The sequence below is a fragment of the Desulfobacterales bacterium genome, from assembly GCA_034520365.1.
Classification (GTDB): domain Bacteria; phylum Desulfobacterota; class Desulfobacteria; order Desulfobacterales; family Desulfosalsimonadaceae; genus M55B175.
Genome location: JAXHNP010000002.1, coordinates 232,978 through 253,682, shown reverse-complemented (window position 1 = coordinate 253,682; position 20,705 = coordinate 232,978). Strand labels below are relative to the sequence as shown.

General features: G+C 53.6%; 14 protein-coding genes and 1 CRISPR repeat array. Of the genes, 6 read left to right on the top strand and 8 right to left on the bottom strand.

From position 1 onward, the window contains the following. The first annotated feature begins 47 nt into the window (after positions 1-47). Both U5L07_01390 and U5L07_01385 read left to right on the top strand, forming a co-directional pair. The gene (locus tag U5L07_01390) at positions 48-1,223 is read left to right on the top strand and encodes an efflux RND transporter periplasmic adaptor subunit (protein MDZ7830384.1); all 1,176 of its coding nucleotides are present in this window, start codon (positions 48-50) and stop codon (positions 1,221-1,223) included. Continuing rightward, the gene (locus U5L07_01385) at positions 1,220-4,351 is read left to right on the top strand and encodes an efflux RND transporter permease subunit (GenBank protein ID MDZ7830383.1); all 3,132 of its coding nucleotides are present in this window, start codon (positions 1,220-1,222) and stop codon (positions 4,349-4,351) included. The genes U5L07_01390 and U5L07_01385 overlap by 4 nt, the downstream gene beginning before the upstream one ends. Here the strand turns inward: U5L07_01385 and U5L07_01380 are convergent. The 5 genes from U5L07_01380 to U5L07_01360 all read right to left on the bottom strand — a co-directional run bounded on the left by U5L07_01380 (position 4,332) and on the right by U5L07_01360 (position 9,252). After that, positions 4,332-5,294: an asparagine synthase-related protein gene (locus U5L07_01380; GenBank protein ID MDZ7830382.1), complete on the bottom strand. Its 963-nt coding sequence runs from the start codon at positions 5,292-5,294 to the stop codon at positions 4,332-4,334. The genes U5L07_01385 and U5L07_01380 overlap by 20 nt on opposite strands. 135 nt (positions 5,295-5,429) lie before the next feature. Continuing rightward, positions 5,430-6,677: a glycosyltransferase family 4 protein gene (locus tag U5L07_01375; GenBank protein MDZ7830381.1), complete on the bottom strand. Its 1,248-nt coding sequence runs from the start codon at positions 6,675-6,677 to the stop codon at positions 5,430-5,432. A gap of 28 nt (positions 6,678-6,705) precedes the next feature. Further along, positions 6,706-8,178 (bottom strand): DUF4403 family protein, encoded by a 1,473-nt coding sequence (locus U5L07_01370; protein ID MDZ7830380.1) that lies wholly within the window; start codon positions 8,176-8,178, stop codon positions 6,706-6,708. Positions 8,179-8,404: 226 nt separating this feature from the next. Continuing rightward, on the bottom strand, positions 8,405-8,848 hold the full coding sequence (locus U5L07_01365) for an NUDIX hydrolase (protein MDZ7830379.1): 444 nt from the start codon (positions 8,846-8,848) through the stop codon (positions 8,405-8,407). Between the two features lie 71 nt (positions 8,849-8,919). Then, entirely contained in the window at positions 8,920-9,252 is a 333-nt protein-coding gene (locus tag U5L07_01360; protein MDZ7830378.1) for a multidrug efflux SMR transporter, read from the bottom strand. Positions 9,253-9,843: 591 nt separating this feature from the next. Here U5L07_01360 and cas3 point away from each other — a divergent pair. Genes cas3 through csb2 form a run of 4 tightly spaced genes read left to right on the top strand, consistent with a single transcriptional unit; the run spans position 9,844 to position 16,945 of the window. After that, positions 9,844-12,189, top strand: coding sequence for a CRISPR-associated helicase Cas3' (cas3, locus tag U5L07_01355; GenBank protein ID MDZ7830377.1), 2,346 nt, complete (start codon positions 9,844-9,846; stop codon positions 12,187-12,189). After that, on the top strand, positions 12,182-14,524 hold the full coding sequence (csx17, locus tag U5L07_01350) for a type I-U CRISPR-associated protein Csx17 (protein MDZ7830376.1): 2,343 nt from the start codon (positions 12,182-12,184) through the stop codon (positions 14,522-14,524). Before cas3 ends, csx17 begins: the two co-directional genes overlap by 8 nt. Further along, positions 14,517-15,497, top strand: a complete 981-nt coding sequence (gene cas7u / locus U5L07_01345; protein ID MDZ7830375.1) for a type I-U CRISPR-associated RAMP protein Csb1/Cas7u — start codon at positions 14,517-14,519, stop codon at positions 15,495-15,497. Before csx17 ends, cas7u begins: the two co-directional genes overlap by 8 nt. 2 nt (positions 15,498-15,499) lie before the next feature. Further along, the gene (csb2, locus tag U5L07_01340) at positions 15,500-16,945 is read left to right on the top strand and encodes a type I-U CRISPR-associated protein Csb2 (protein ID MDZ7830374.1); all 1,446 of its coding nucleotides are present in this window, start codon (positions 15,500-15,502) and stop codon (positions 16,943-16,945) included. 177 nt (positions 16,946-17,122) lie between these two features. Beyond that, positions 17,123-17,445: a CRISPR direct-repeat array (repeat unit 37 nt; unit sequence GTTACAACCGCATCGACAGATGCGGCTCCATTGAAGC). 203 nt (positions 17,446-17,648) lie between these two features. On the opposite strand, the gene U5L07_01335 is transcribed toward csb2, so the two are convergent. The 3 genes from U5L07_01335 to U5L07_01325 all read right to left on the bottom strand — a co-directional run bounded on the left by U5L07_01335 (position 17,649) and on the right by U5L07_01325 (position 20,698). Continuing rightward, the gene (locus U5L07_01335) at positions 17,649-17,870 is read right to left on the bottom strand and encodes a hypothetical protein (GenBank protein MDZ7830373.1); all 222 of its coding nucleotides are present in this window, start codon (positions 17,868-17,870) and stop codon (positions 17,649-17,651) included. A gap of 396 nt (positions 17,871-18,266) precedes the next feature. Further along, the gene (locus U5L07_01330; GenBank protein MDZ7830372.1) at positions 18,267-20,141 is read right to left on the bottom strand and encodes a sigma 54-interacting transcriptional regulator; all 1,875 of its coding nucleotides are present in this window, start codon (positions 20,139-20,141) and stop codon (positions 18,267-18,269) included. A gap of 11 nt (positions 20,142-20,152) precedes the next feature. Beyond that, the gene (locus tag U5L07_01325) at positions 20,153-20,698 is read right to left on the bottom strand and encodes a nitroreductase family protein (GenBank protein MDZ7830371.1); all 546 of its coding nucleotides are present in this window, start codon (positions 20,696-20,698) and stop codon (positions 20,153-20,155) included. Positions 20,699-20,705: the final 7 nt, after the last annotated feature.

The following is a 20,705-nucleotide window of genomic DNA, read 5'->3' as shown; positions in this document are numbered from 1 at the left end:
GCCATTGTGCGGGATCTGATTTCTAATTTCATAACAGGTGAACTTTTATGTCAAACAAAGTAAGAATCATCATTCATGTCGTTCTGGCGCTTGCCTTTATCGGCACCGGGGTGATGGGATTCAAACTCCTTAAATCAAGCAAAGAGGCGCTGGGCCGGCAGGAACCGGAGGTGCCCCTGCCCCTGGTCCGGATCGTACCGATTCGCGTGGGGGAAATTGACATGACCATTACCGGCGAAGGCACGGCGCAAGCCATGACCGAGAGCCAGATTGTCCCGCAGGTCGGCGGGGAAGTGATCCAGGTATCTGAAAATCTGGTAAACGGCGGCACCATTAAAAAAGGCGACCTGCTGGTAACGATTGAGCCACGGGATTATGAAATCGCCGTGACCCTGGCGGAAGCCGAGGTAAAAGATGCGGAGAGCAAGTACGAAATGGCCGTTCAGGAGAGTGAGGCCGCCAGACAAGAATGGGAGCGCATGCATCCCGGCGAGGCGCCCCCGCCCCTGGTCGCCAGAGAGCCGCAGCTTTCCGCCGCCCGGGCCGGGCTTGAAGCCAGGCGGGCCAATCTGGAAAAAGCCAGCTTAAACCTTGCGCGCACCACCATCAAAGCCCCGTTTAACGGCCGGGTAAGTTCCGAACAGGTGGACATCGGGCAGTATGTCACCACGGGACAGGCAATGGCCACGTTGTATGCCACGGATGTGGTGGAAATCGTGGTCCCCATGGAAAATGAAGACTTGAACTGGTTTACGATCCCCGGATTCACGGAGGGCAACGCCCGGGGCGCAAAAGCCACAGTGAGGGCTAATGTAGCCGGCCGGGAAAGGACGTGGCGCGGTCAGGTGAATCGGGTGGAAGGCAAAATCAACGCCAAAACCCGAATGGTTAATGTGGTAATCCGGGTGCCTGATCCCTATGCGACCCGCCCCCCGCTTTCTGTCGGGCAATTTGTGGAAATCGAAATCGACGGGAACACCATTACCCAGGCAGCCGTTATTCCGCGGGCAGCCCTGCACGATAAAAATACCGTGTGGGCGGTCAACCCGGAAGAAAACCGGCTGTATTTCAGAAATGTTGAAATTGCCCGCATGGATGAGCGCGGCGTGGTCGTCCAGAGCGGCCTCAAGCCATCTGACCTCGTCGTCGTCTCGCCGCTTAAAGCCCCTACTGACGGCATGCGAGTCAGGTACGTGAATGCAGACAACGGGGGGCAGTCATGAAAACAGCGATCGCCTGGTTTGCCGAAAATCACGTAGCGGCCAACCTGCTGATGTTTTTTATTCTGATCGCAGGCATCCTGACCGGCATCGGGATCAAGCTGGAAATATTTCCGGATACCCAACTGGATAGAATCAGCATCAGCGTGGCCTATCCCGGCGCCTCGCCATCGGAAGTGGAAGAAGGCGTGGTCCGGCGGATTGAAGAGAACGTGGCCGGGCTTGAAGGAATCAAGCGGATAGATTCCGTCTCCCGTGAAGGCTCGGGCAGCGTGACCATCGAGGTGATGAAGGGATGGGACATCAAAAAGCTTCTGGATGAGGTGAAATCCGAGGTCGACCGGATTACCACCATGCCCGAGGAAGCCGAGGAACCCATCGTCCGGGAGGTGACCCGGCGCATGCAGGTAATCAGCGTGGCGATCTACGGAAATGTCCCGGAAACCTCTATCAAGCATATCGCGCAAACCGTAAAAGATGAGCTCACCAACATTGAAGGGATTACTCAGGCGGATATAGCTGCGATACGGGAAAATGAAATTCACCTGGACATTTCTGAAAAAACCCTTCGCAAATATAACCTCACCCTCGGCGCGGTGGCTGAAGCGGTGGCCCGCAGCAGTCTGGACCTGCCGGCCGGAAGCGTTGATGCCGAAGAAGGCGAAGTCCTGATCCGGACCAAGGGCCGCCGGTATTATGCCCGGGAATATCGTGATGTGCCCATCATCACCCGGCCGGACGGCACCCGGATCACCCTGGGCCAGATCGCCGAGTTAAATGAAGGCTTTGCGGACGTGGACCTCTATTCCAGGTTTCAGGGAAAACCCGGCGCCATTATCAATGTCTATCGGGTGGCGGATCAGAGCGCACTTGAAGTTGCCCAAAAAGTGCGGGATTACGTGGAAAAGGTCCAGCCTACCCTGCCCCACGGCATCCAGGCGGACTACTACCAGGATATGTCCACCATTTTAAAAAGCCGCATCGAACTGCTCACCAAAAATATGGTGCTTGGCCTGATGCTGGTGAGTCTGCTGTTAGGCGTATTCTTAAATGTGCGGCTGGCTTTCTGGGTGACTTTAGGCATTCCCATCAGCTTCGCCTTTGGCATGATGCTTTTGCCCTATTACGATGTTTCCCTTAACATGATCTCGCTTTTTGCCTTTATCATGGTGCTGGGCATTGTGGTGGATGACGCCATTATTGTCGGCGAAAACGTCTTCCGCCAGCAGGAGGCCGGGGTCGGGCGGCTGCGAGCGTCGGTGGACGGCACCCTGGAAGTGGGCCGGCCGGTGATTTTTTCCGTGCTAACCACCATGGTGGCATTCTGGCCCCTCTTGATGGCCGGCGGGACCATGGGGAACCTTATGCGGAACATCCCGCTGGTGGTGATCCTCGTTCTTCTGGGGTCTCTGGTGGAATCCCTGTTTATCCTGCCCGCTCATCTGGCGCGCAGCAAGGCGGTGCAGAAAACCGGGGCCCGGCCCAAGCGGATGATGCTTCTGCTGAACTGGGTGATCCGAAAACCCTATCGCCGGCTGGTTGAGTTCTGCGTGCGATGGCGATACGCCACCCTGGCATTGGGGCTCTGCGCGCTGCTCCTCACCTTCGGTGTATGGGCGGCCGGTAAAATCAAGTTTACCTTTTTTCCGAAAGTTGAAGGCGATGTGCTGGAATGCCGGATCACCATGCCGGCCGGCACCCCGATGCAGCGCACCATGGAGGTGGTCAACCATTTAACCGAAACCGCCAAAAAGATGCTGGCTGAAAAGGATGAGATGCGGCCTGAAAATGCACCGCCCCTCGTGGATCACACCGCCTCAATTATCGGTGCCCAGTTCGGCCGGGGTGGGGCCGGCGAATCCGGGGGGCATGTAGCCCAGATCTGGGTGCAGCTTTTGGAAGGTGAAAAACGCGATATCAGCTCGGCCGCACTCAGCCGGGAGTGGCGCGACCGGGCCGGCAAGATTCCGGATGCGGAATCCATCACATTTAAAAGCGAAATTCACAGCGCGGGCAATCCGGTAGAAGTGCACCTGTCGCTTGAAAACCATGACCAGCTGCTTGAAGCGGCGGATGCGCTGAAAAACGAACTGGAGGGCTTTGCCGGGGTCTTTGATATCAGCGACAGCTACATGCCCGGCAAAATGGAAATGCAACTTAAATTAAAGCCCAATGCGGCGAGTTTGGGCCTTACGCTGTCCGATCTGGCCCGCCAGGTGCGGCATGCGTTTTACGGGGCCGAAGCCATGCGGTTTCAGCGGGACAAAAACGAGGTTAAGGTCCTGGTCCGGTACCCGGATGAGGAGCGGAAATCCCTGGGCAACGTCGAAGAGATGCGAATCCAGGCCCCGGACGGGAGCGAAGTTCCGTTTTCCGAAGTGGCCGAAGTGAATATGGAACGCGGCTATGCCTCGATTGAGCGCGCCCAGCGGCTCCGGGTGATCAAGGTGATTGCGGATGTGAATGAAAACGTGACCAACGCCAACGAGGTCCGGCAGTATCTGGAAAACGACTACCTTCAGACCCTTAAAAACCGCTATGCCGGCCTGCGATTTAACATCGAGGGCGAAGGCCAGGAGCAGAAAGAGGTACTCGGTGATGTCGGCAAATATTTCATCATCGCCATATTCTGTATCTATGCGCTGCTGGCGGTGCCGTTTAAATCCTTTTCCCAGCCTTTTATCGTGATGGCGGCCATTCCGTTCGGTGTCGTGGGCGCCATCCTCGGGCATCTGCTGATGGGATTTAATATCAGTATCATAAGCCTCTTCGGTATTGTGGGGCTTTCCGGTGTGGTGGTTAACGACTCCCTGGTGCTCATCCACCGGGTCAATGACCTCAGAAAGGATGGCTTTAATGCCCATGATGCGGTTATTGAAGGCGGCAAACTCAGATTTCGGGCCGTCATCCTGACCTCACTGACCACCTTTGGGGGACTCACCCCCATGATGCTTGAGAAAAGCATCCAGGCCCGGTTCCTTATCCCGATGGCCATCAGCCTGGGTTTTGGCGTGCTGTTTGCCACATTGATCACCCTGCTCTTGATCCCCTGCGGATATATGATCCTGGAGGATATCCATAATGTGAAGGACAGATTCAAAGCCCTTACAACTAAACAGCCTCTATGGTAGACGGCGGTTTGGAGGCGATATTGTAGGTAACGCTGACCACGCCGGGCACCTCGGCGGCAATTTCCTGCCCCAGCTGCTCAAGGAGGTCGAAAGAAAGCCGGGTCGGCGCGGCCGTTCGCGCATCAACGCTTTCCCAGCAGCGGACTTCGATCTGCTGCCCGAAATCGCGCTGGCCGTCGCGCATCCCGGTCACCCGGTCCTCGTGCAGGATGGCCATGTACTGGAACGCCCCGCAATCTGAGAGAAGCCGCTCAACAATCTCGGTGGCCTTCTGAACCGTCTCGATGCGCTCCGGGGTGGCCTCCCCGATGACCCGGGCCGCAAGGGCCGGCCCCGGAAAAGGAATGCGATTAAACAGCGCCTCGGGCAGCCCCAGCGCCTTGCCTACCTTCCGGACCCCGTCCTTTCGAAGCTGAATCAACGGTTCGATGATGCTGTACCCGAACGCCGCTTGGGGGTCAATTCCCAATTGTTCAAACACATTGTGCTGCCGCTTGATCCCGGCCACGGTCTCATCAATATCGGTAAGAATCGTCCCCTGGATGAGGTGCTTTGCCCCGCTTTCACGCACAAGGCGCCCGAAGACCTCGCGGTAGAAAGTGCGGGTGATGGCCTCGCGCTTCTCCTCCGGGTCGGTTACCCCCTTTAGCGCCGCAAAAAACTCATCGCGGGCGTCAACCACTTCCACCGGCACTCCGAGGTCGCGGAAAAAGCCAACAACCTGTTCGGCTTCACCCGCACGCATCAGCCCGTTCTCGATAAATACCGTCTTTAATTTATCACCCAGGGCGCGGTGCCCGAGCATCGTGACCGTGGACGAATCAACGCCGCCTGAAAGGGCGTTGATGGCCCATCCATCCCCTACGGTGCGTTTAATCTCCTCTGCCTTTTCTTTGATAAAGCGCTCTGTGTCAAGCTCGTTTACGGTAATTTCAGTATGCAAAATGTTTTTCTCCTGAATTTTAAAATTAAGTTTAAAACTGAACCGATAGGATAAATAAGCCGGCAATTTAGCATTCAACACCCCGCACTGCAACGGCTTTTTGACGCTTCGCATTCGGCCGAAAAGCCCGCCGGTTCAAGCTAAAGATACCTGATAGTAAATCTTCTGAATCTTTTCGAAAACACCGGGCCATGAAAAGCCGGCGAGTCGATCTTCGATTGGGGCGAAATCGATGTCCGGCTGCTGCTTTGCAGCTGTGATTTGCCGAAAAAGCGCTTTCTCCAGATTTTTCTCAAATACTTCCTCGTCTTCCCTGACCGGCTCATCCACATTGATCAGTCGCGGCACCGGCGCCAAATCGATAAAATCGACCGAGCACGCATCCCCTAAAAGTTCCGCCACTCCGGGCAGTTCGGTAGCTACAACCCGGCAGCCGCTCGCCAGGGCCTCCAGCAGCACCAGGGGAAGCCCTTCAAAAAAGGACGGCAGCACGAACAAATGCGACCGTCGCATGAGGCCGGCAAGTGTTTCCTGAGAAATCGCCCCGTAGACCGTCACCCGTCCGCCCATGCGCTCAGCCATCCTCAGGCATTCGGCCTTCTCCGCACCGCTGCCGCCGCCCACCAGATGCAGGTGCCATGGCTTTGCATCAATTTGGAAAAGCACCCGCAGCATCCACGGCACCCCTTTGGCGCGGCTTAATTTCCCCGCATAGACGATTTGAACCGCCTGGCTTGCCCTTTTTGCCGTTTGGATGAATAGGCTCTCGTTATAACCGGCGCCGACCACGTGGATGGTTTCCGGCGGAATTCCGTAAAGCGCCATGATCTCCTTTTTTTGCGCTTCGCTAAGCGCCATCACCGCATTCAAGCCGCGGCATCCGGACAGGACCCGTTGCTGCAAATGCGGACAGTTTTGAAACTGGCGGAGGTCCGAACCATGACAGTTCGTGACCATGGGAATGTCCGGGAACAGCCGACGGGTAAGAGAGGAGACAATCCACAGGTGATGGCTATGGATGATATCCGGTTCAAACGCTTCCACCGCCTCGGTGAGCCGGTGAGAAAAAGAGGCCTCGTAGGAATCCAGTTCTTCTTTTGACAGGGCGCAGAACCGGGCGCTGTCATAGGGCATGACATCGCTCATCCCCACAATTGAAAAGGGCAGCCGCCCGGTTTCGCCGAAGGTTATATAGCGACAGCTGCCCGCCTCGATATTTTCCAGCGCTACGGGGCTGTCGCACTGAATGCCGGCGACCAGGTAATTCTCGTGTCCGCACCTGGACGCTTCCCGAAGCATTGCCTGGAGATATACCCCGCTTCCTGTTGAGTCGGGCCGCTGGCTGAGAATATGAAGAATTTTGAGCCGGGGATAATGGTTCATTTTATGATTTTGGCTTTATTGCCTGCCTTTACTTTTCTTCGTCCGATGAAAAATCCAGGGCCGCATCCAATGACCCATTTAATTGCAGGCCGCCGTAAACACCGTAATGGTTTGCCCCCAAACGGCTGATTCCCGGGGACTTTACAGAGAGCTCGGCCCTTATCCCGGGCGGCACGGTGAGTTCGGCAATCAGATCCTTGATTGCCCGGTCGGCTTTTTGAATTTGCCGGTCCAGGGAGAAGGTCAGCCGGGTACGAAGCTGGTGCCGGACATACGGAGCGGCCGTCCAGTGAACCAAGGTCGCCCACCAGCGGGAAAAGGCCGCGTCATAGGTTACGTCTGTCAGCCGAATGGTCGCAGCCGGCGCGTCATAATCCGCCCGGCCTGTCAGATAGAGCCTGGCTGAAGCCTCCAGGCCAAACGGCTCATGCCGAAAATCGGCAAACAGAATGGCTGTCAGCCGGTTGTCGGCAAAGGAAAGCACCTGGGCGCGGTTTATCGTGACGGAGAAGTCATTTGTCACGCCATGAACGCGGCCGGCCGCTTCTTGGGCCAGATATGCGTTGATTGCCCCGGTTTCAATAATAAAGGGCACCCGAATCTCAAACCGGTTGGAGACTTTTTCAAGGATCTTTGCCTCCGGCAGGGGCGTTACGGGTACTGCCGGCAGCGTGCCGGAAACCCCGGCTTCGGTTTTGAGGACCAGCTTGAGCCCCAGTTCCAGGCTTTCGTCATCCGCGGCTGTGGGCGGCATAAGCCCCACAGCCTGCGGAATCACCCGCACCCACACCAGGGGAAAGTCATTGACCCGTTCCACCCGGTGCATCTGCTCCCATGCCCGGGTCACCTCTTTTCGCACCCGGTCCCTGGCCAGAACTTTACTGACCAGCTTTTGCCGCGACTTTTGAATTTTCCGGGTCAGCATTTTTTCAAGAAAGGACCGGATGCTGATATTCCCGAAGTTTTCCACGGGAATCAGGGCTTCTTCCATCTCGACCCGGGCGTTTAATTCCGGTTCAACTTGCCAGTCCGGCTTAATCTTGAAGGCGATCCGGCCCGATATCCGTCCGGCCACATCGGCATGGGAGCTGGCCGGAATTTCGGCCACGGCAAGGTTGATCTTTCCCCTGGCCCTGACCACGCCGGATACCCGAAAGGAAAAGTCAAACCCGTTTTCCACGATGGAAATATCGATAGGGCCCCGTTCCAGATCATAGGTGATCCGGTCTTCGATGAGCAGGTCAGTGAAATCCTCGTCCGTATCCTGGTAGCTTTCGGGCACATACTCTGCCAAGGCCCGGCGCAGATCATCGGAAGAAATGAAGAGCGGGATGTTGACTACGGTGCTGGCAGTGGATTGTTTCAGTGCGGGTTTGGGCATGCGCCTTGCCTCTTGTTCCGGAAACCAGACCGCCAGACAGATCCGCGTGCCGACCAGGCCGACAGCCGCAAGGACGCAGACGGTGAAAAACCCGATGATAAACAGTTTGATCAGACGCATGATTGATTAACTGAGTTGACTCAAAATCCCGCCGGACGACAGCGGACACCGCATAAATCGCTCAACGCAATCTCGTAAAGGGTCAATTTTGAGATGGCAAAGCAAAATGTTCAAGATCGCGGCGCGCAAATCCCGAGGAATGCAGCGTACTTAATCGTACGTGAAATTCCGAGGGATGCAGCGCAACAAAGATATTGGACATTTTGCGAAGCCATCAAGAATATTGTCAATCTTTTTCAATTTCATAACCCCTATCCGGGTCTTTGGGCACAAACCCTGTGCGGATCAGCGATTCAAGCGGGGCAAACAGCGGCCGGGGAAGCTCCGACCATCTGAACCATTGCCATTTTTCGCAGCGATCCGGCTCCAGAATGCGCGGCTCGCCAGGGCCGCTTCGGGCCACGACAAAGAGGGTGACATAATGTTTGCCTTCTTCGGCAAACACGTCACTGGTATAGGGCCCTCTTGCGACGGGATATATGGCAAGCCCGGCTTCTTCTTTTACCTCGCGCTTTGCGCAGTGCTCCACGGCTTCCCCATACTCCAGGTGCCCGCCCGGCAGAGCCCAGGTCCCTGCTCCATGGGCGCCTTTGCGCTTGCCCAGCAGAACAAGTCCGTTTCGAAGAACAATCACGCCCACGCCCACTCTCGGAATATTTGGCTCCATCATGACACAATGCCCGGCAATTGCGGAGATTTCAGATATACATCCGCTGCTTTTCTGATTCGTCCGGGTGCATCTCAACCCGCAGAAACACTTGAAGAAAACACGTTTAGGAGCACTATCCCGGCGATTATCAAACAGATTCCGAGAACTGCCGCGGCATCCAGACTCTGACCGAAAACCAGCCATCCGATAAGCGCGATCAGCGCGATGCCGACCCCGGCCCATACCGCATAGGCGATCCCCACGGGCATGGTTTTAAGCGTCAGTGAAAGAAAATACAAGGCGGCCGCATAACTGACTATCACGACAACTGAAGGCGCAAGCCGGGTCAGCCCCTCCGAGGCCTTTAAAAACGAGGTCCCTATCACCTCTGAAACTATTGCAATTGAGAGAAAAATCCACTGCATCCGAATGCATCCAAAAAAATGAAACAAATTTACCGTGGCTGCCCCACTCGCCATAAAAGGATGATATGATAAAATTTTAAATTGAAGTCAATAATCAATCCAGGCTGACACCTTTCGTTGCCTTTGATATTCACTGATCTAAATTTGTCATCATGACATTTTTCGAGCAAAGGTTAAACCTGACTCACGAGACTCACATATGCTTATCGAAACCGCGCTTTTTCCTGCACGGTAAATTTGTTCTATCTATTTTTCAGGCGGGCACGGTGGCCCGCCCTACGAATGGGGAAAAACCCAATCCATCGTAGGGTCGGCCACCGTGCCGACCTTGCATGCGAACAACCCCATGGCTATGGGGTTGTTCGCCAGAACAAATTCACCGTGCTTTTTCCTGCCCTCTCCTTGACTTCTAATAGCAAATCAGGTAGCAATGAATTCGGGCATTTACTCTTAATCCTTTCAGCGGATATTTTATGACTCTTCCCGAGCAATCATATCCCAACCATCATCCTGTGAATCCCAACTCCCGATTTGTATATTCTGGCGAGACAGCAAACCTTTGTCTAATCAATGGCAACAGCTGAGATACCTATGGAATACGCCGAATTCTTTAAAACAGCGACAAACTCCCCTTTTTCACCGTACCCGTACCAGGAACGCCTGGCCAATGAAGCTTGGCCCGAGATTATATCCATACCCACAGGCATGGGGAAAACAGCAGCTACCATACTGGCTTGGTTGTATAAACGGGTCAAGGGCGACATAAAAACGCCCCGGCGTCTTGTTTACTGCCTCCCGATGCGCGTTCTCGTGGAACAGACCAGCCATAATGCCTCCACATGGATAGAAAACCTGGCCGCTGCCGGATGCTTTCCAGGTAAAGATCGGCCGGGTGTTCATGTCCTTATGGGCGGTGATATTGATCGGGCGTGGGATATGTATCCGGAGAGTGAGCAAATAATTATTGGGACGCAGGATCAGTTACTGTCACGGGCGCTCAACCGCGGCTACACCATGAGTCGATTCCGCTGGCCGGTCCAATTCGGTCTGTTAAACAACGACTGCCTGTGGGTAATGGACGAAATTCAGTTGATGGGCGAAGGCCTGGCCACTACTTCTCAGCTTCAGGCGTTCCGCGATTCGATTAACACGCTCCTGCCGACCCGCTCCATCTGGATGAGCGCCACCTTGCGCTCTGACTGGCTTAAAACAGTTGATTTTGCTGATTCAGTGCAAAATCTGAACGTCCTGGAAATGGCTGATCCAGACAAGGCTTCAGATACATTCCAAAAGCGGATTTACGCCAGCAAGCCATTGACAAAGGCCCCTTTTGAAGCAAAGGAGGCCAAAAAATTCGCTGCCTATATCATTGAGCATCATAAGGCTGGCTCGCGCACACTGGCGGTGGTCAATACGGTTCAACGGGCGCAGGCCTTGTACAGGGAAATAAAATCTAAAAAACCCGCCGCTGAAACCGTGCTGATCCACTCCAGATTCCGGCCCCAGGATCGCACAGACGCCCTTTCGAGAATGATGGCTACGCCGGGGGAGGATGGCATCATCTGTGTCGCCACCCAGGTGATTGAAGCCGGTGTGGATGTTTCATCAGCCATGATCCTGACCGAACTGGCCCCCTGGTCCTCAATGGTGCAAAGATTCGGCCGCTGCAACCGGGATGGCAATGAGATAAACGCCTCGGTTGTCTGGGTAGATATGGATCTTACCAAAAAAGGGGCTGCCAGTCCGTATGAGCCTGATGAACTTGAAGAAAGCAGACAGTTGCTCGAAAAAATCGCCCCGGACGTTCAGCCGGCCAACATTCCGCCCCCTGAGACAGCGCCAGTTTATCAGCACGTGATTCGACGGAAAGATTTAATTGAGTTGTTTGATACAACACCGGACCTTGCCGGCGCAGACATTGATATTTCCAGATTCATCCGATCAACCGACGACATGGACGTGCAGGTCTTCTGGCGGGAACTTCCCGAGGGCGCTCCCACACGAGATGAAGCGGCCCCCCATCGGGATGAATTGTGCAAGGTGCCGCTGCACGGGATACGCCAGATAGGCGATTATCCCAAATGGCGTTGGGATCACCTGGACAGGCAATGGATCCGCATATATGCAGCAGACGAGATTTATCCCGGCCTGATTCTGCTGCTTGATTCAGCGCGCGGCGGCTATAGCAAAGAAATGGGTTGGACAGGCAACAAGGCGGATATTCCGGATCTTGTTACCTCACCAACAGATCCGGCGGAAGGAAACGATGATGACCCCTATACGGCAACCGCCTGGCTAACGCTCTCTGATCACACGGAAGACGTGGTTCAAACCGTCAATCATTTACTTAAAAAACTTGAAATCTCAAATGAGGCTATGAGGGAGCCACTGAAGCTGGCCGCGAGATGGCACGATGCGGGCAAAGCCCATCCCGTATTTCAGCAGGCTTTGCGTAGTGAAGACGGCGCTGCTTCGGATTCTGAGATCTGGGGCAAGACAGCGAATCGGAATATATCCTATGAACGAAAAGGTTTCCGGCACGAGCTGGCCTCTGGTATCGCCATGCTGGAAAACGGATTGCCGGATCTTGCTGCCTACTTGGCGGTTGCGCATCACGGAAAAGTAAGGCTTTCCATACGATCGCTCCCCCATGAACAATATCCGCCAAACCCGGAAACCAGATTCGCCCGGGGGATCTGGGAAGGCGATGTATTGCCTGAGGCCGATCTCGGCGGCGGGGTAAAACTTCCGGAAACATTGCTGGATCTATCATACATGTCTCTCGGAGATGGACAAAAGGGGCCGAGTTGGCTTTCAAGGAGCATTGCTTTAAGAGATGACGCGGAAATAGGCCCTTTTCGACTTGCTTTTCTTGAAGCGATTCTCCGCGTGGCCGACTGGCGCGCAAGCAGCGAAAGGCTCACGAGCGATGCATAATATTGTTTTGAATGGATGTAAATCAAGGCCACTGGCCGGGTACCTGAAATCCCTCGCTGTCCTCAGGCTGATCGCAGAACAAAAAGACGCGGGCATTAAGGGGCGATGGGAGGCAGACACCTTTGTTGCCGAAACTGCCATGACCTCCGATGATCTGCTTGATTTCTTTTGCAGCGAATATGCGCCGACCCCGATCATCACCCCATGGAATGGGGGCAGCGGTTTTTATCCCAATGACTCGAAAGAGGGGATACAGGCAATCCGCCAAAATAAACACTCCCGATTTGCAATTTACCGCAAAGCCATAGAGTCAATCATAAACTGGCCTGAATGGGCGAAAGAGTTAAAAACCCCCGGCGCGGTAATTTCAGGACTTAAACAGATATCGGCGGAAACCGGTTCCGAAAAAAAGCAGACAGAAATAGGAAACCTTCTAAAATCAATAGAATTCCCCCAGGACTTGGCCGAGGTCAACGTTATTTTGTCTGAAGACATTGACCAGCTTGAAGCCAGGAAAAATCAGGCATTAAAAAACTGGTTGGCGAGCATCCGCAAGGGGGTCACCAAATATAGTGAACATATCCGTCAAAAAAACAAGGATATTATCCTTCCCCTGTGCCGCTCCCGTCTTCCCGAGGCGTGTGTGAAATGGCTGGATGCTGTATGCGCCATACACGATGACCGCCGGCTTTCCTATCATCAAATTCTGGGTACAGGCGGCAATGATGCCCGTCAAGAGTTCGGCAACAACTTCATGAAGCAAATAGCCTTTCTGCTGATCAGCTCCAAAGCTGAAAAAACCCGGGAGTTCCTGGCCGGGGCATTATTCGGAACACCGGTAACCGGCAGCCCGAAAATCAAGATCGGGCAGTTCGACCCCGGTCACGCCGGGGGATACAACCAGGGCATGGAGGTTGAGACCAAGGATTTCAAAGCCAATCCGTGGGATTATGTCCTTGCGCTGGAAGGGGCCTTGATGATGGCAAGCGCTGTTGTCCGAAGGCAATCCGTCGGTCGAAGCGCCCTGACCAGCCCCTTTTCCGTCCGATTCTCTCCCGTTGGGTTTACCTCCAGCGAATACACAGAAACCGGCGGTACCGAGACCTGGCTCCCCCTGTGGCGTCAACCGACCGGGTATCAGGAACTGAGCCACTTATTTGCAGAGGGCCGGTCAACTCTTGGCCGAAAACAGGCTGCCAGCGGCCTTGAATTTTCCCGGGCTATTGGTAGCCTGGGAGTGGACCGGGGGATCGCTGCCTTTGAGCGCTACAATTATTTAAAGCGCCGGGGGGATACGCACGTTGCCTTGCCTGCCGGAAAAATCCCCGTCAAATATCGTCCCGGCATGGAACTTTTTTCAGAGCTGGACCCGATAACCGCGCAACTGGACCGGTTTTTTAAGGGCTTTAAAAATGTGCCGGCGACACTAGTCTCCGCCCGCCGCCGCATAGATGAGGCAATGTTCGCCTGCACGTTGAAGCCGGAACCCTATCAGTTCATCTCGCTTGTCCGCGCCGTAGGGCATATGAACCGCTTGACCAGCCTGCGGGATCTAAAAAAAACGCCCAAATTAACAAGCCCGATGTTGGGCTTGTCTCCCCGATGGCTCAAACATTGCGATGACGGCAGCCCCGAGATTCGCATTGCTGCTTCAATCGCCTCCATTCAGGCGACTGGCAGAATCGGTCCTTTAACCAGCAATCTTTCCGGTGTGTCTCCGAACACGCCCTGGCGGTGGGATGAAAACAAGGACCAGCAGCACTGGGTGGGCAAAGATGTGGCCGAGCGCCTCGCCGGTTTAATGGCCTACCGGATCATGGATGCCGAACGCAAATCCCTTGAAAAAATTCCGCTGACAGCCGCCCTGGAGATTCATGCAGAAGATGCCATGCCCTTTTTAAATGGGTTTTGTGATGACCCCAAAATTGAGGATTTGATATGGGGACTGGCCACAATAAACTGGCGTAAGGACGGATTAAAGGCAATCCGTTTTGCCTGGCACCAGCCGGCAACGCAATCCATCATTTCAAGGCCCTGGTGTCTTCTCAAATTATTGCATACACCCCATGAAGTTTATGGCAAAAAGTTAAAGTATGAAACGCGGATCTCCCGCCTCCTGCTCGCCAATAAAATCAACGAAGCTTATGAAGCTGCCGTCCGAAGGCTTCGGGTCTCTGAATTGAAACCTTATGACGTGAGCTATAGCGACAACCATGATTCTGTTCGTCTGTTGGCAAGTCTTCTGGTGCCAATAAAAAACCAGGACCGGCTGGCTTCCCTTGTTCTTAAACGAGAATCTCAAACACATCAAACAACAGGAGCTGCGCATGCTTGATCAAATGAAAACAAACCAAAGGCTCTTATTGGAAGCCGAACTGGCGCCGATTCAGGGAGATCGTTTCCAGCCAACGGGATTTCCGGATATCGGGCCGGCCACATACCAGTTGGCCGATGGCACCCGTAAGCTGCTCGTCGAATCCGCCCAGTCCATGGCCAACCGACTGGAAGCGGTTATTCTGGGGCCGGATAACGACCTCATCCCGGAACTGCAAGGGTTGTCCTATGTCAAAGCACAGCTCTCCGGGGCATCGGATGCCGAGACAAACACCCTTATTGAAGCCCATCGCCTAAATTCTCCATACATTATCACGGATGAAAAGTTTAAAGAGGCATTCCAGTCAGAGGCGGATTATTATAAAGGCAAGCCGCTGGACTGGCGAAAGATCGCAAAAACAGTATTTAAATATGATGTCAACGCCCTCTTGCACGGCCTGTTTCTGGCAAACCTGGAAGATGGGCGGGTAAAAATTCCCCGGGCGCTAAGCGGGTTTGTCGAGGCATCAGATGTCGGAGAGGTTGTATCAGGAGGGGTTAAAAACAACCCGATTGATCCGACCGGCAAAATCCGCGCCCAAAAACATGACAAGGACGTCTACGGCAACGTCCCGTATCAGCGGGTTGAATTCACCGCAGGCCAAATAATCGCCCACTTCAACCTGGATCTCGGGCTGATCAAAAGCTATGAACTGGGAGATGAGGCAACGGACCTGTTGATTGCGCTTGGGCTGTACAAGATCCAGAAATTCTTTCATGACGGTCTGAGGCTAAGAACAGCCTGTGATCTGCGGTTGAAAAACGGCGGTGTCAAAATTTCTGAGCCATCCGGGGCAACCATTCCGGCAACTGAAAAATTGCTCCGCTTTGTGCAGGATAAAATCAATGCCTGCAGTTCGATGTTTGCAAATCCACCGGTTACGCACATCGATACAGCAACGGTTGCCAAATTAGACAAAAAAGAAGGCGAATAATCATGCTGGGCATTGAACTGAGTTTTCCGGCGGGCCGGTATCATGCCAACCCCTGGGGCCGAAACGTCAACGAGGGGGAAGTGGAATGGCCGCCGTCACCCTATCGCCTGATACGGGCGCTGATTGATGTCTGGAAACGAAGACGCCCGGATTGGAGCATAGGCCGGTTTCAACCGATTTTACACATTTTGAGCGGTACGCCATGCTATCGCCTCCCTGAAGCGGCAACGGCCCACATACGAACATTCCAGAGCAGCAACAAAAAGGATCCAGCCGCCAAGCAGTTAATTTTTGATGCCTTTGTGGCCGTAAAAAAAACCGACCGTATCTTGCTGGGCCTGAAAAATGATCCTGATGGATCGGCTGCCGAGGATCTGGATGATCTTCTTTCAGAGCTAAATTTCCTTGGCCGCTCCGAGTCATGGGTCAAATCGAAACTGGTCGAACTCCCGGATGATATTGATTGGAATTGCCGGCCAGTAGAGAATGGTGCGGCGGCCGGGGTGACGGACCAGTCACAGGTGGCCTGCTTGATGCCTGAAACGGCTTTCAAGGATCTGCCCCTCCCGGACACATGTTCCTGGCTGGATGCCGTCTGCACAAACACCCGCGATCTGCTCAGCAAGGGCTGGAATCAGCCGCCGGCAATACAGTGGTCCACCTATGAAATGAAGCCGGGCCTTTTGAACCATTTTAAGCCCAAACAAAGGAGAAGCGGTTACCAGCCGGTTGCCCGTTGTGCCAGGTACGCGCTGTCCTCACCCGTACTGCCCCATGTAAAGGAAACGATCAGCTTTGCCGAAAGGATCCGAAAGCATGTAATGGGTATTCATCGAAACGTCCAAGGTGGCGATCCCGGCTTGATCTCCAGGCGGTTTAGCGGTAAAGACGACTCTGCTGCACCGCTTCAGGACCACGGCCACGCGTTTTTTCTGCCCTTGGATGAAGATAATGATAACCGCATCGACCATTTATTGATCAAGGTAAAAAATCCATTTGAGGAAAGTGAACTGTTAGCGCTGGACAGGCTTCGGTCAGTCTGGCAGTCCGGTGGCAAACCGGATGTGGAACTGATTCTCACTGAAATATCAGAATCTGCAGACTTTACCCGGGCTAAAACCTGGGTGAGCGCAACCCCCTTTGTTACTGCCCGCCATTACCGTAAAGGCCGGGGTAGTTATGAGCAGTGGCTGACAAATGAAATTATGCGCGAATGCGAGTTCCACAATTTACCCCAACCGGTGAATGTTAACTGGATTCAATGGACACTGACCGGTTCGCACCCCGTCCGGTGGATGCAGTTTATGCGGGGGAAAAAGGGGGAGAGGCCATTTCGCGGGCATGGATGCATTCTGAATTTTGACACCCCCGTAGCGGGGCCATTCGCACTCGGCGCCCGATGTCATTTTGGCCTGGGCATGTTTCAGCCCATGCCGGATGCCGTATAATTTTTTTCCGCGAACCGGAAGAGCGCGCCAAATCCCCGGTAGGTTCGCGATTATTTTCATGCGGGGATTTATATAGATTTTGCTCTTTGACAATTTGGTCGGGCTTGCCGTTTATAGCAGGGTTCGCGAAAGCGGATAGCAATATTAATATATTTCAGGTAGTTGAGGTAGCAGGGGGTTACAACCGCATCGACAGATGCGGCTCCATTGAAGCTTTGTTTCCCCTGACCGCAGGCTGCCACCAGAACCGTTACAACCGCATCGAAAGATGCGGCTCCATTGAAGCATCACTGGTTTGCCGGCTGCCCGGTTATTATGCCGTTACAACCGCATCGAAAGATGCGGCTCCATTGAAGTGGGTTGGTCGGGATCACATATTTGCGCATGTAATTGTTACAACCGCATCGAAAGATGCGGCTCCATTGAAGCAGCGGAACCTTGATTGCCGTACCACCGTCCACGGGTTACAACCGCATCGACAGATGCGGCTCCATTGAAGCGGCCCGATTACCTGAAAGGGTAACCGGGCTAAAAAACAAGCTCGGCTTGCGATAAAGCGCAAGCCTCACGATATAATCTACAATTTTAAGATGAAAATGGGATAGAAAAAAACAAGCGCCCGAAATGGCTGGCTAAATCCAGCCAATCGGGCGCTTGTTGAGGTGAATGGAGGTTATGACCCGTCAGTTTAAATAACCCCGCATCAGCAAAAGTAGTCGTTTTTATAAAAGGTGACCTCATTGTCTTTCTTAAAATAGGTTCTTACCCGATCCACCAATTTTTCAACATAGCTGCTGACTTCAAATCCGGAGTATTGATTCTCCGATGGATACAGATAATACATCGCCCCGAAATCAACCGGCAGCATGTCCGGTTTCTTGGGTGTGCGGCTTATGTTGAGCAATGACATCTTATTAAAAAACATAATTATTCCCTCCTTTATAGTTCCAGACCCTATGTCGGGCCGGGGAATGCTTACTTTAAGCACATCTTTCATATGTGCAAGCCGCTCTCGGTTATATTTTGCCGCGGCCTGTATCAAAGAAGGTCATAAATTATGCAAATCATATACCATAAAAAGGGATTTTATGCGGATAGCGATCGGATAGAAAAAAAATAGACGTTAAATCAGTATATTAAGAAGTGACTAAAAGTGAAATTCGACGGTACGGGCATTAAGCGGATAGCATATATTCGCAGCGGACAGGCAGGCAACCCCTTAACATCGGGGCATAATCGCCCCTGTTTTTTAAGTAAAAACGATTAAATAATTGATATAAAATTAAAATTATTAACGGGGCATAAAAGGGACAAAACGTGGCTAAGAAATACCATGTTGTTTCATTTTTCGAAACAGGGTCTTTCGGTTGATACCGAGGTGTTCAGCAGTTCTGCGCTTGTGCCAGCGGTTGGCTTCTAGCTGCTCTAAAATCCGATCTTTTTCAAACTGCGCCACTGCCTCGTTTAAGAATCCAGGCGCCACCGCATCATACTCCGTATCCGCCGGAACGGCGGGGTCGGATTCAGCCACCGCAGATGTCATAAAATCCAGGGTCTTTAAGGTAATGAAGCGCTGGAGCACATTCTGAAGCTCCCGGACGTTTCCGGGCCAGTCATAGTTATAGAGCCGACCCAGGAGTTTGCCGTTAATTTCCGGCGCATTGCCTTTGTCTTTGTAGATACCCAGAAAATGCTCGATTAGCAGGGGCAGGTCATCCTTTCGCTCGCGAAGCGGCGGCAGGGTTATCGGGATAATATGAATCCGGTAAAAGAAATCCTCCCGCATCCGCCCGCTCTTTACCGCTTTTTTTAAATCCCGGTTGGTGGCGGCCACAATCCGCACATTTGCATGCCGGAGCTCGCTTCCTCCGACCGGCGTATAGCCGCCGCCTTCAATCACCCGCAAAAGCTTCACCTGGGCAGCCAGGCCGATCTCGCCCAGTTCATCCAGAAAAAGGGTGCCCCCGTTGGCCAGATCAAAATAGCCCGGCTTGTCTTTAACCGCGCCGGTAAATGCCCCTTTTTTGTAGCCGAAAAACTCGCTTTCAAACAGGTTTTCCGGAATGGCACTGCAGTTAACCGGCACAAAGGGCTTATCATGATGATCACTCATCCGATGGATTTCCCGGGCCACCAGATCCTTGCCGGTGCCGGATTCGCCGTAGATGATCACGTTGGCAGGGGTGGCCGCGGCCTTGGAAATCCGTTCATACACGTCCTGCATGGATGCATTTTTTCCAATAATATCGCCAAATTTATAGCGTTCCTTAATAAACGACTTTAACTTTATGTTCTCTTTTCTAAGCTGCTGCTCCTCCTTTTTGTGCTCGGTGATATCCGAGATAAACCCCTCCACCTCCCGAAGCTCACCATCTTCGGAGACAATGCCCACACCCTCCTCCCAGACCCATTTGACCGCACCGGAGGCGGTGACAATCCGATATTCCATCTGAAACGGCCGGCCGGCCGCCTGAATCTCACGGAGCTGGGCATCCACATGCGCCCGGTCTTCGGGGTGCATCAAATCGACAAATGTGCGGTTCGCGTTGTCAATCAGCTCATAGGCCGGGTATCCGGTCAGCCACTTGCATCCGGCGCTCACAAACTTCATGGTCCGGCGCCTGTCGTTTCGGCATCTATAGGCCATGCCCGGGAGGTTCCCCATCAGCTTGGAGAGCTTTCGCTCGCTTTCCATCAGGGCGGCCTCGGTCTGTTTAAAGGCGGTGATATCCATAAAAGACGCCACGCTCGATTGAGAGCCGGCTATCATATCAATCCGGAGGTACATATCCTTTACTTCGCCGAACCGATTGAACACCCGGCACTCATACTCTGTGGGCGCCGCGCGGTTGTCCTGCCGCCGCTTGAGGTGGTAGGTTTTCATTCGCTCCAGATCTTCGGCCACCACAAATTCGGTCCATTTCATCCGGCCCTCGATTTCGGCCTTGGAATAGCCGGTCAGGTTTTCGAATTTGACGTTGACCATGGAGATGGTCATATCGTCTTCAATGATAATGGTGGCTGTGCCGGTATTCTCAAAAACGCTCCGGTACCGCTCCTCGCTTTCTTTTAAGGCGGCTTCAGCGGATTCCCGGTCCCGGGCGAGACTCCGAAGCTCCGCGACCTGCCGCCGGAGATCGGCGATTTCGCGAAGCAGCTCGGATTTGGTTTTGTTTTCAACAGAAGAAGTTGTCATGAGCTCTTTGGTTAAAAGGTATCCGTATGAGTAAATTCGGAGATTTCCCTGCGCTTGGGCGCAGACGGCACCTTGGCGGGATAGCCCATAGGGATCAGGGAAACCAGTTCATACCCGTCCGGCACATTTAACGCCGCCTTGGCCTTGTCATGGTCAAACAGGCCCATGATGACCGTACCAAGCCCCATGGCATGCGCCGCCAGGCAGATATTCTGGGTGGCAATGCCCAGATCAAACATAAACCAGTCCCCAAACTTGGTGGTTGTCTGCTCCTTATAAAAACCGGATGTTCCCAGCTTCGCGCAAAGGGCCAGCACCACCGGCGCCCGGGTAAGCGATTTAGAGGCCGGATTGGCCCCGGGTACGGCGTCTTCTTTGAGCTTTTCCTTTACCGCCGGGTCCTTTACGACCACGACCTCCCAGCACTGGGTATTGGCCCAGGACGGGCTCCACTGGACGGCTTCCAGAACGGCTTTAAGTTTTTCCTCCTCAACAGCCCGGTCCTCATAGTTGCGAATGGTTCGCCTTTCCTTGATGACGTTCATGAAATCCTGCATTGGTCCC

Bases quoted from the DNA above. Each gene is read 5' to 3' on its own strand.
- U5L07_01390 (MDZ7830384.1), top strand. From the start codon at position 48: ATGTCAAACAAAGTAAGAATCATCATTCATGTCGTTCTGGCGCTTGCC.
- U5L07_01385 (MDZ7830383.1), top strand. From the start codon at position 1,220: ATGAAAACAGCGATCGCCTGGTTTGCCGAAAATCACGTAGCGGCCAAC.
- U5L07_01375 (MDZ7830381.1), bottom strand. From the start codon at position 6,677: ATGAACCATTATCCCCGGCTCAAAATTCTTCATATTCTCAGCCAGCGG.
- U5L07_01370 (MDZ7830380.1), bottom strand. From the start codon at position 8,178: ATGCGTCTGATCAAACTGTTTATCATCGGGTTTTTCACCGTCTGCGTC.
- U5L07_01365 (MDZ7830379.1), bottom strand. From the start codon at position 8,848: ATGATGGAGCCAAATATTCCGAGAGTGGGCGTGGGCGTGATTGTTCTT.
- U5L07_01360 (MDZ7830378.1), bottom strand. From the start codon at position 9,252: ATGCAGTGGATTTTTCTCTCAATTGCAATAGTTTCAGAGGTGATAGGG.
- cas3 (MDZ7830377.1), top strand. From the start codon at position 9,844: ATGGAATACGCCGAATTCTTTAAAACAGCGACAAACTCCCCTTTTTCA.
- csx17 (MDZ7830376.1), top strand. From the start codon at position 12,182: ATGCATAATATTGTTTTGAATGGATGTAAATCAAGGCCACTGGCCGGG.
- cas7u (MDZ7830375.1), top strand. From the start codon at position 14,517: ATGCTTGATCAAATGAAAACAAACCAAAGGCTCTTATTGGAAGCCGAA.
- csb2 (MDZ7830374.1), top strand. From the start codon at position 15,500: ATGCTGGGCATTGAACTGAGTTTTCCGGCGGGCCGGTATCATGCCAAC.
- U5L07_01335 (MDZ7830373.1), bottom strand. From the start codon at position 17,870: ATGTTTTTTAATAAGATGTCATTGCTCAACATAAGCCGCACACCCAAG.
- U5L07_01330 (MDZ7830372.1), bottom strand. From the start codon at position 20,141: ATGACAACTTCTTCTGTTGAAAACAAAACCAAATCCGAGCTGCTTCGC.
- U5L07_01325 (MDZ7830371.1), bottom strand. From the start codon at position 20,698: ATGCAGGATTTCATGAACGTCATCAAGGAAAGGCGAACCATTCGCAAC.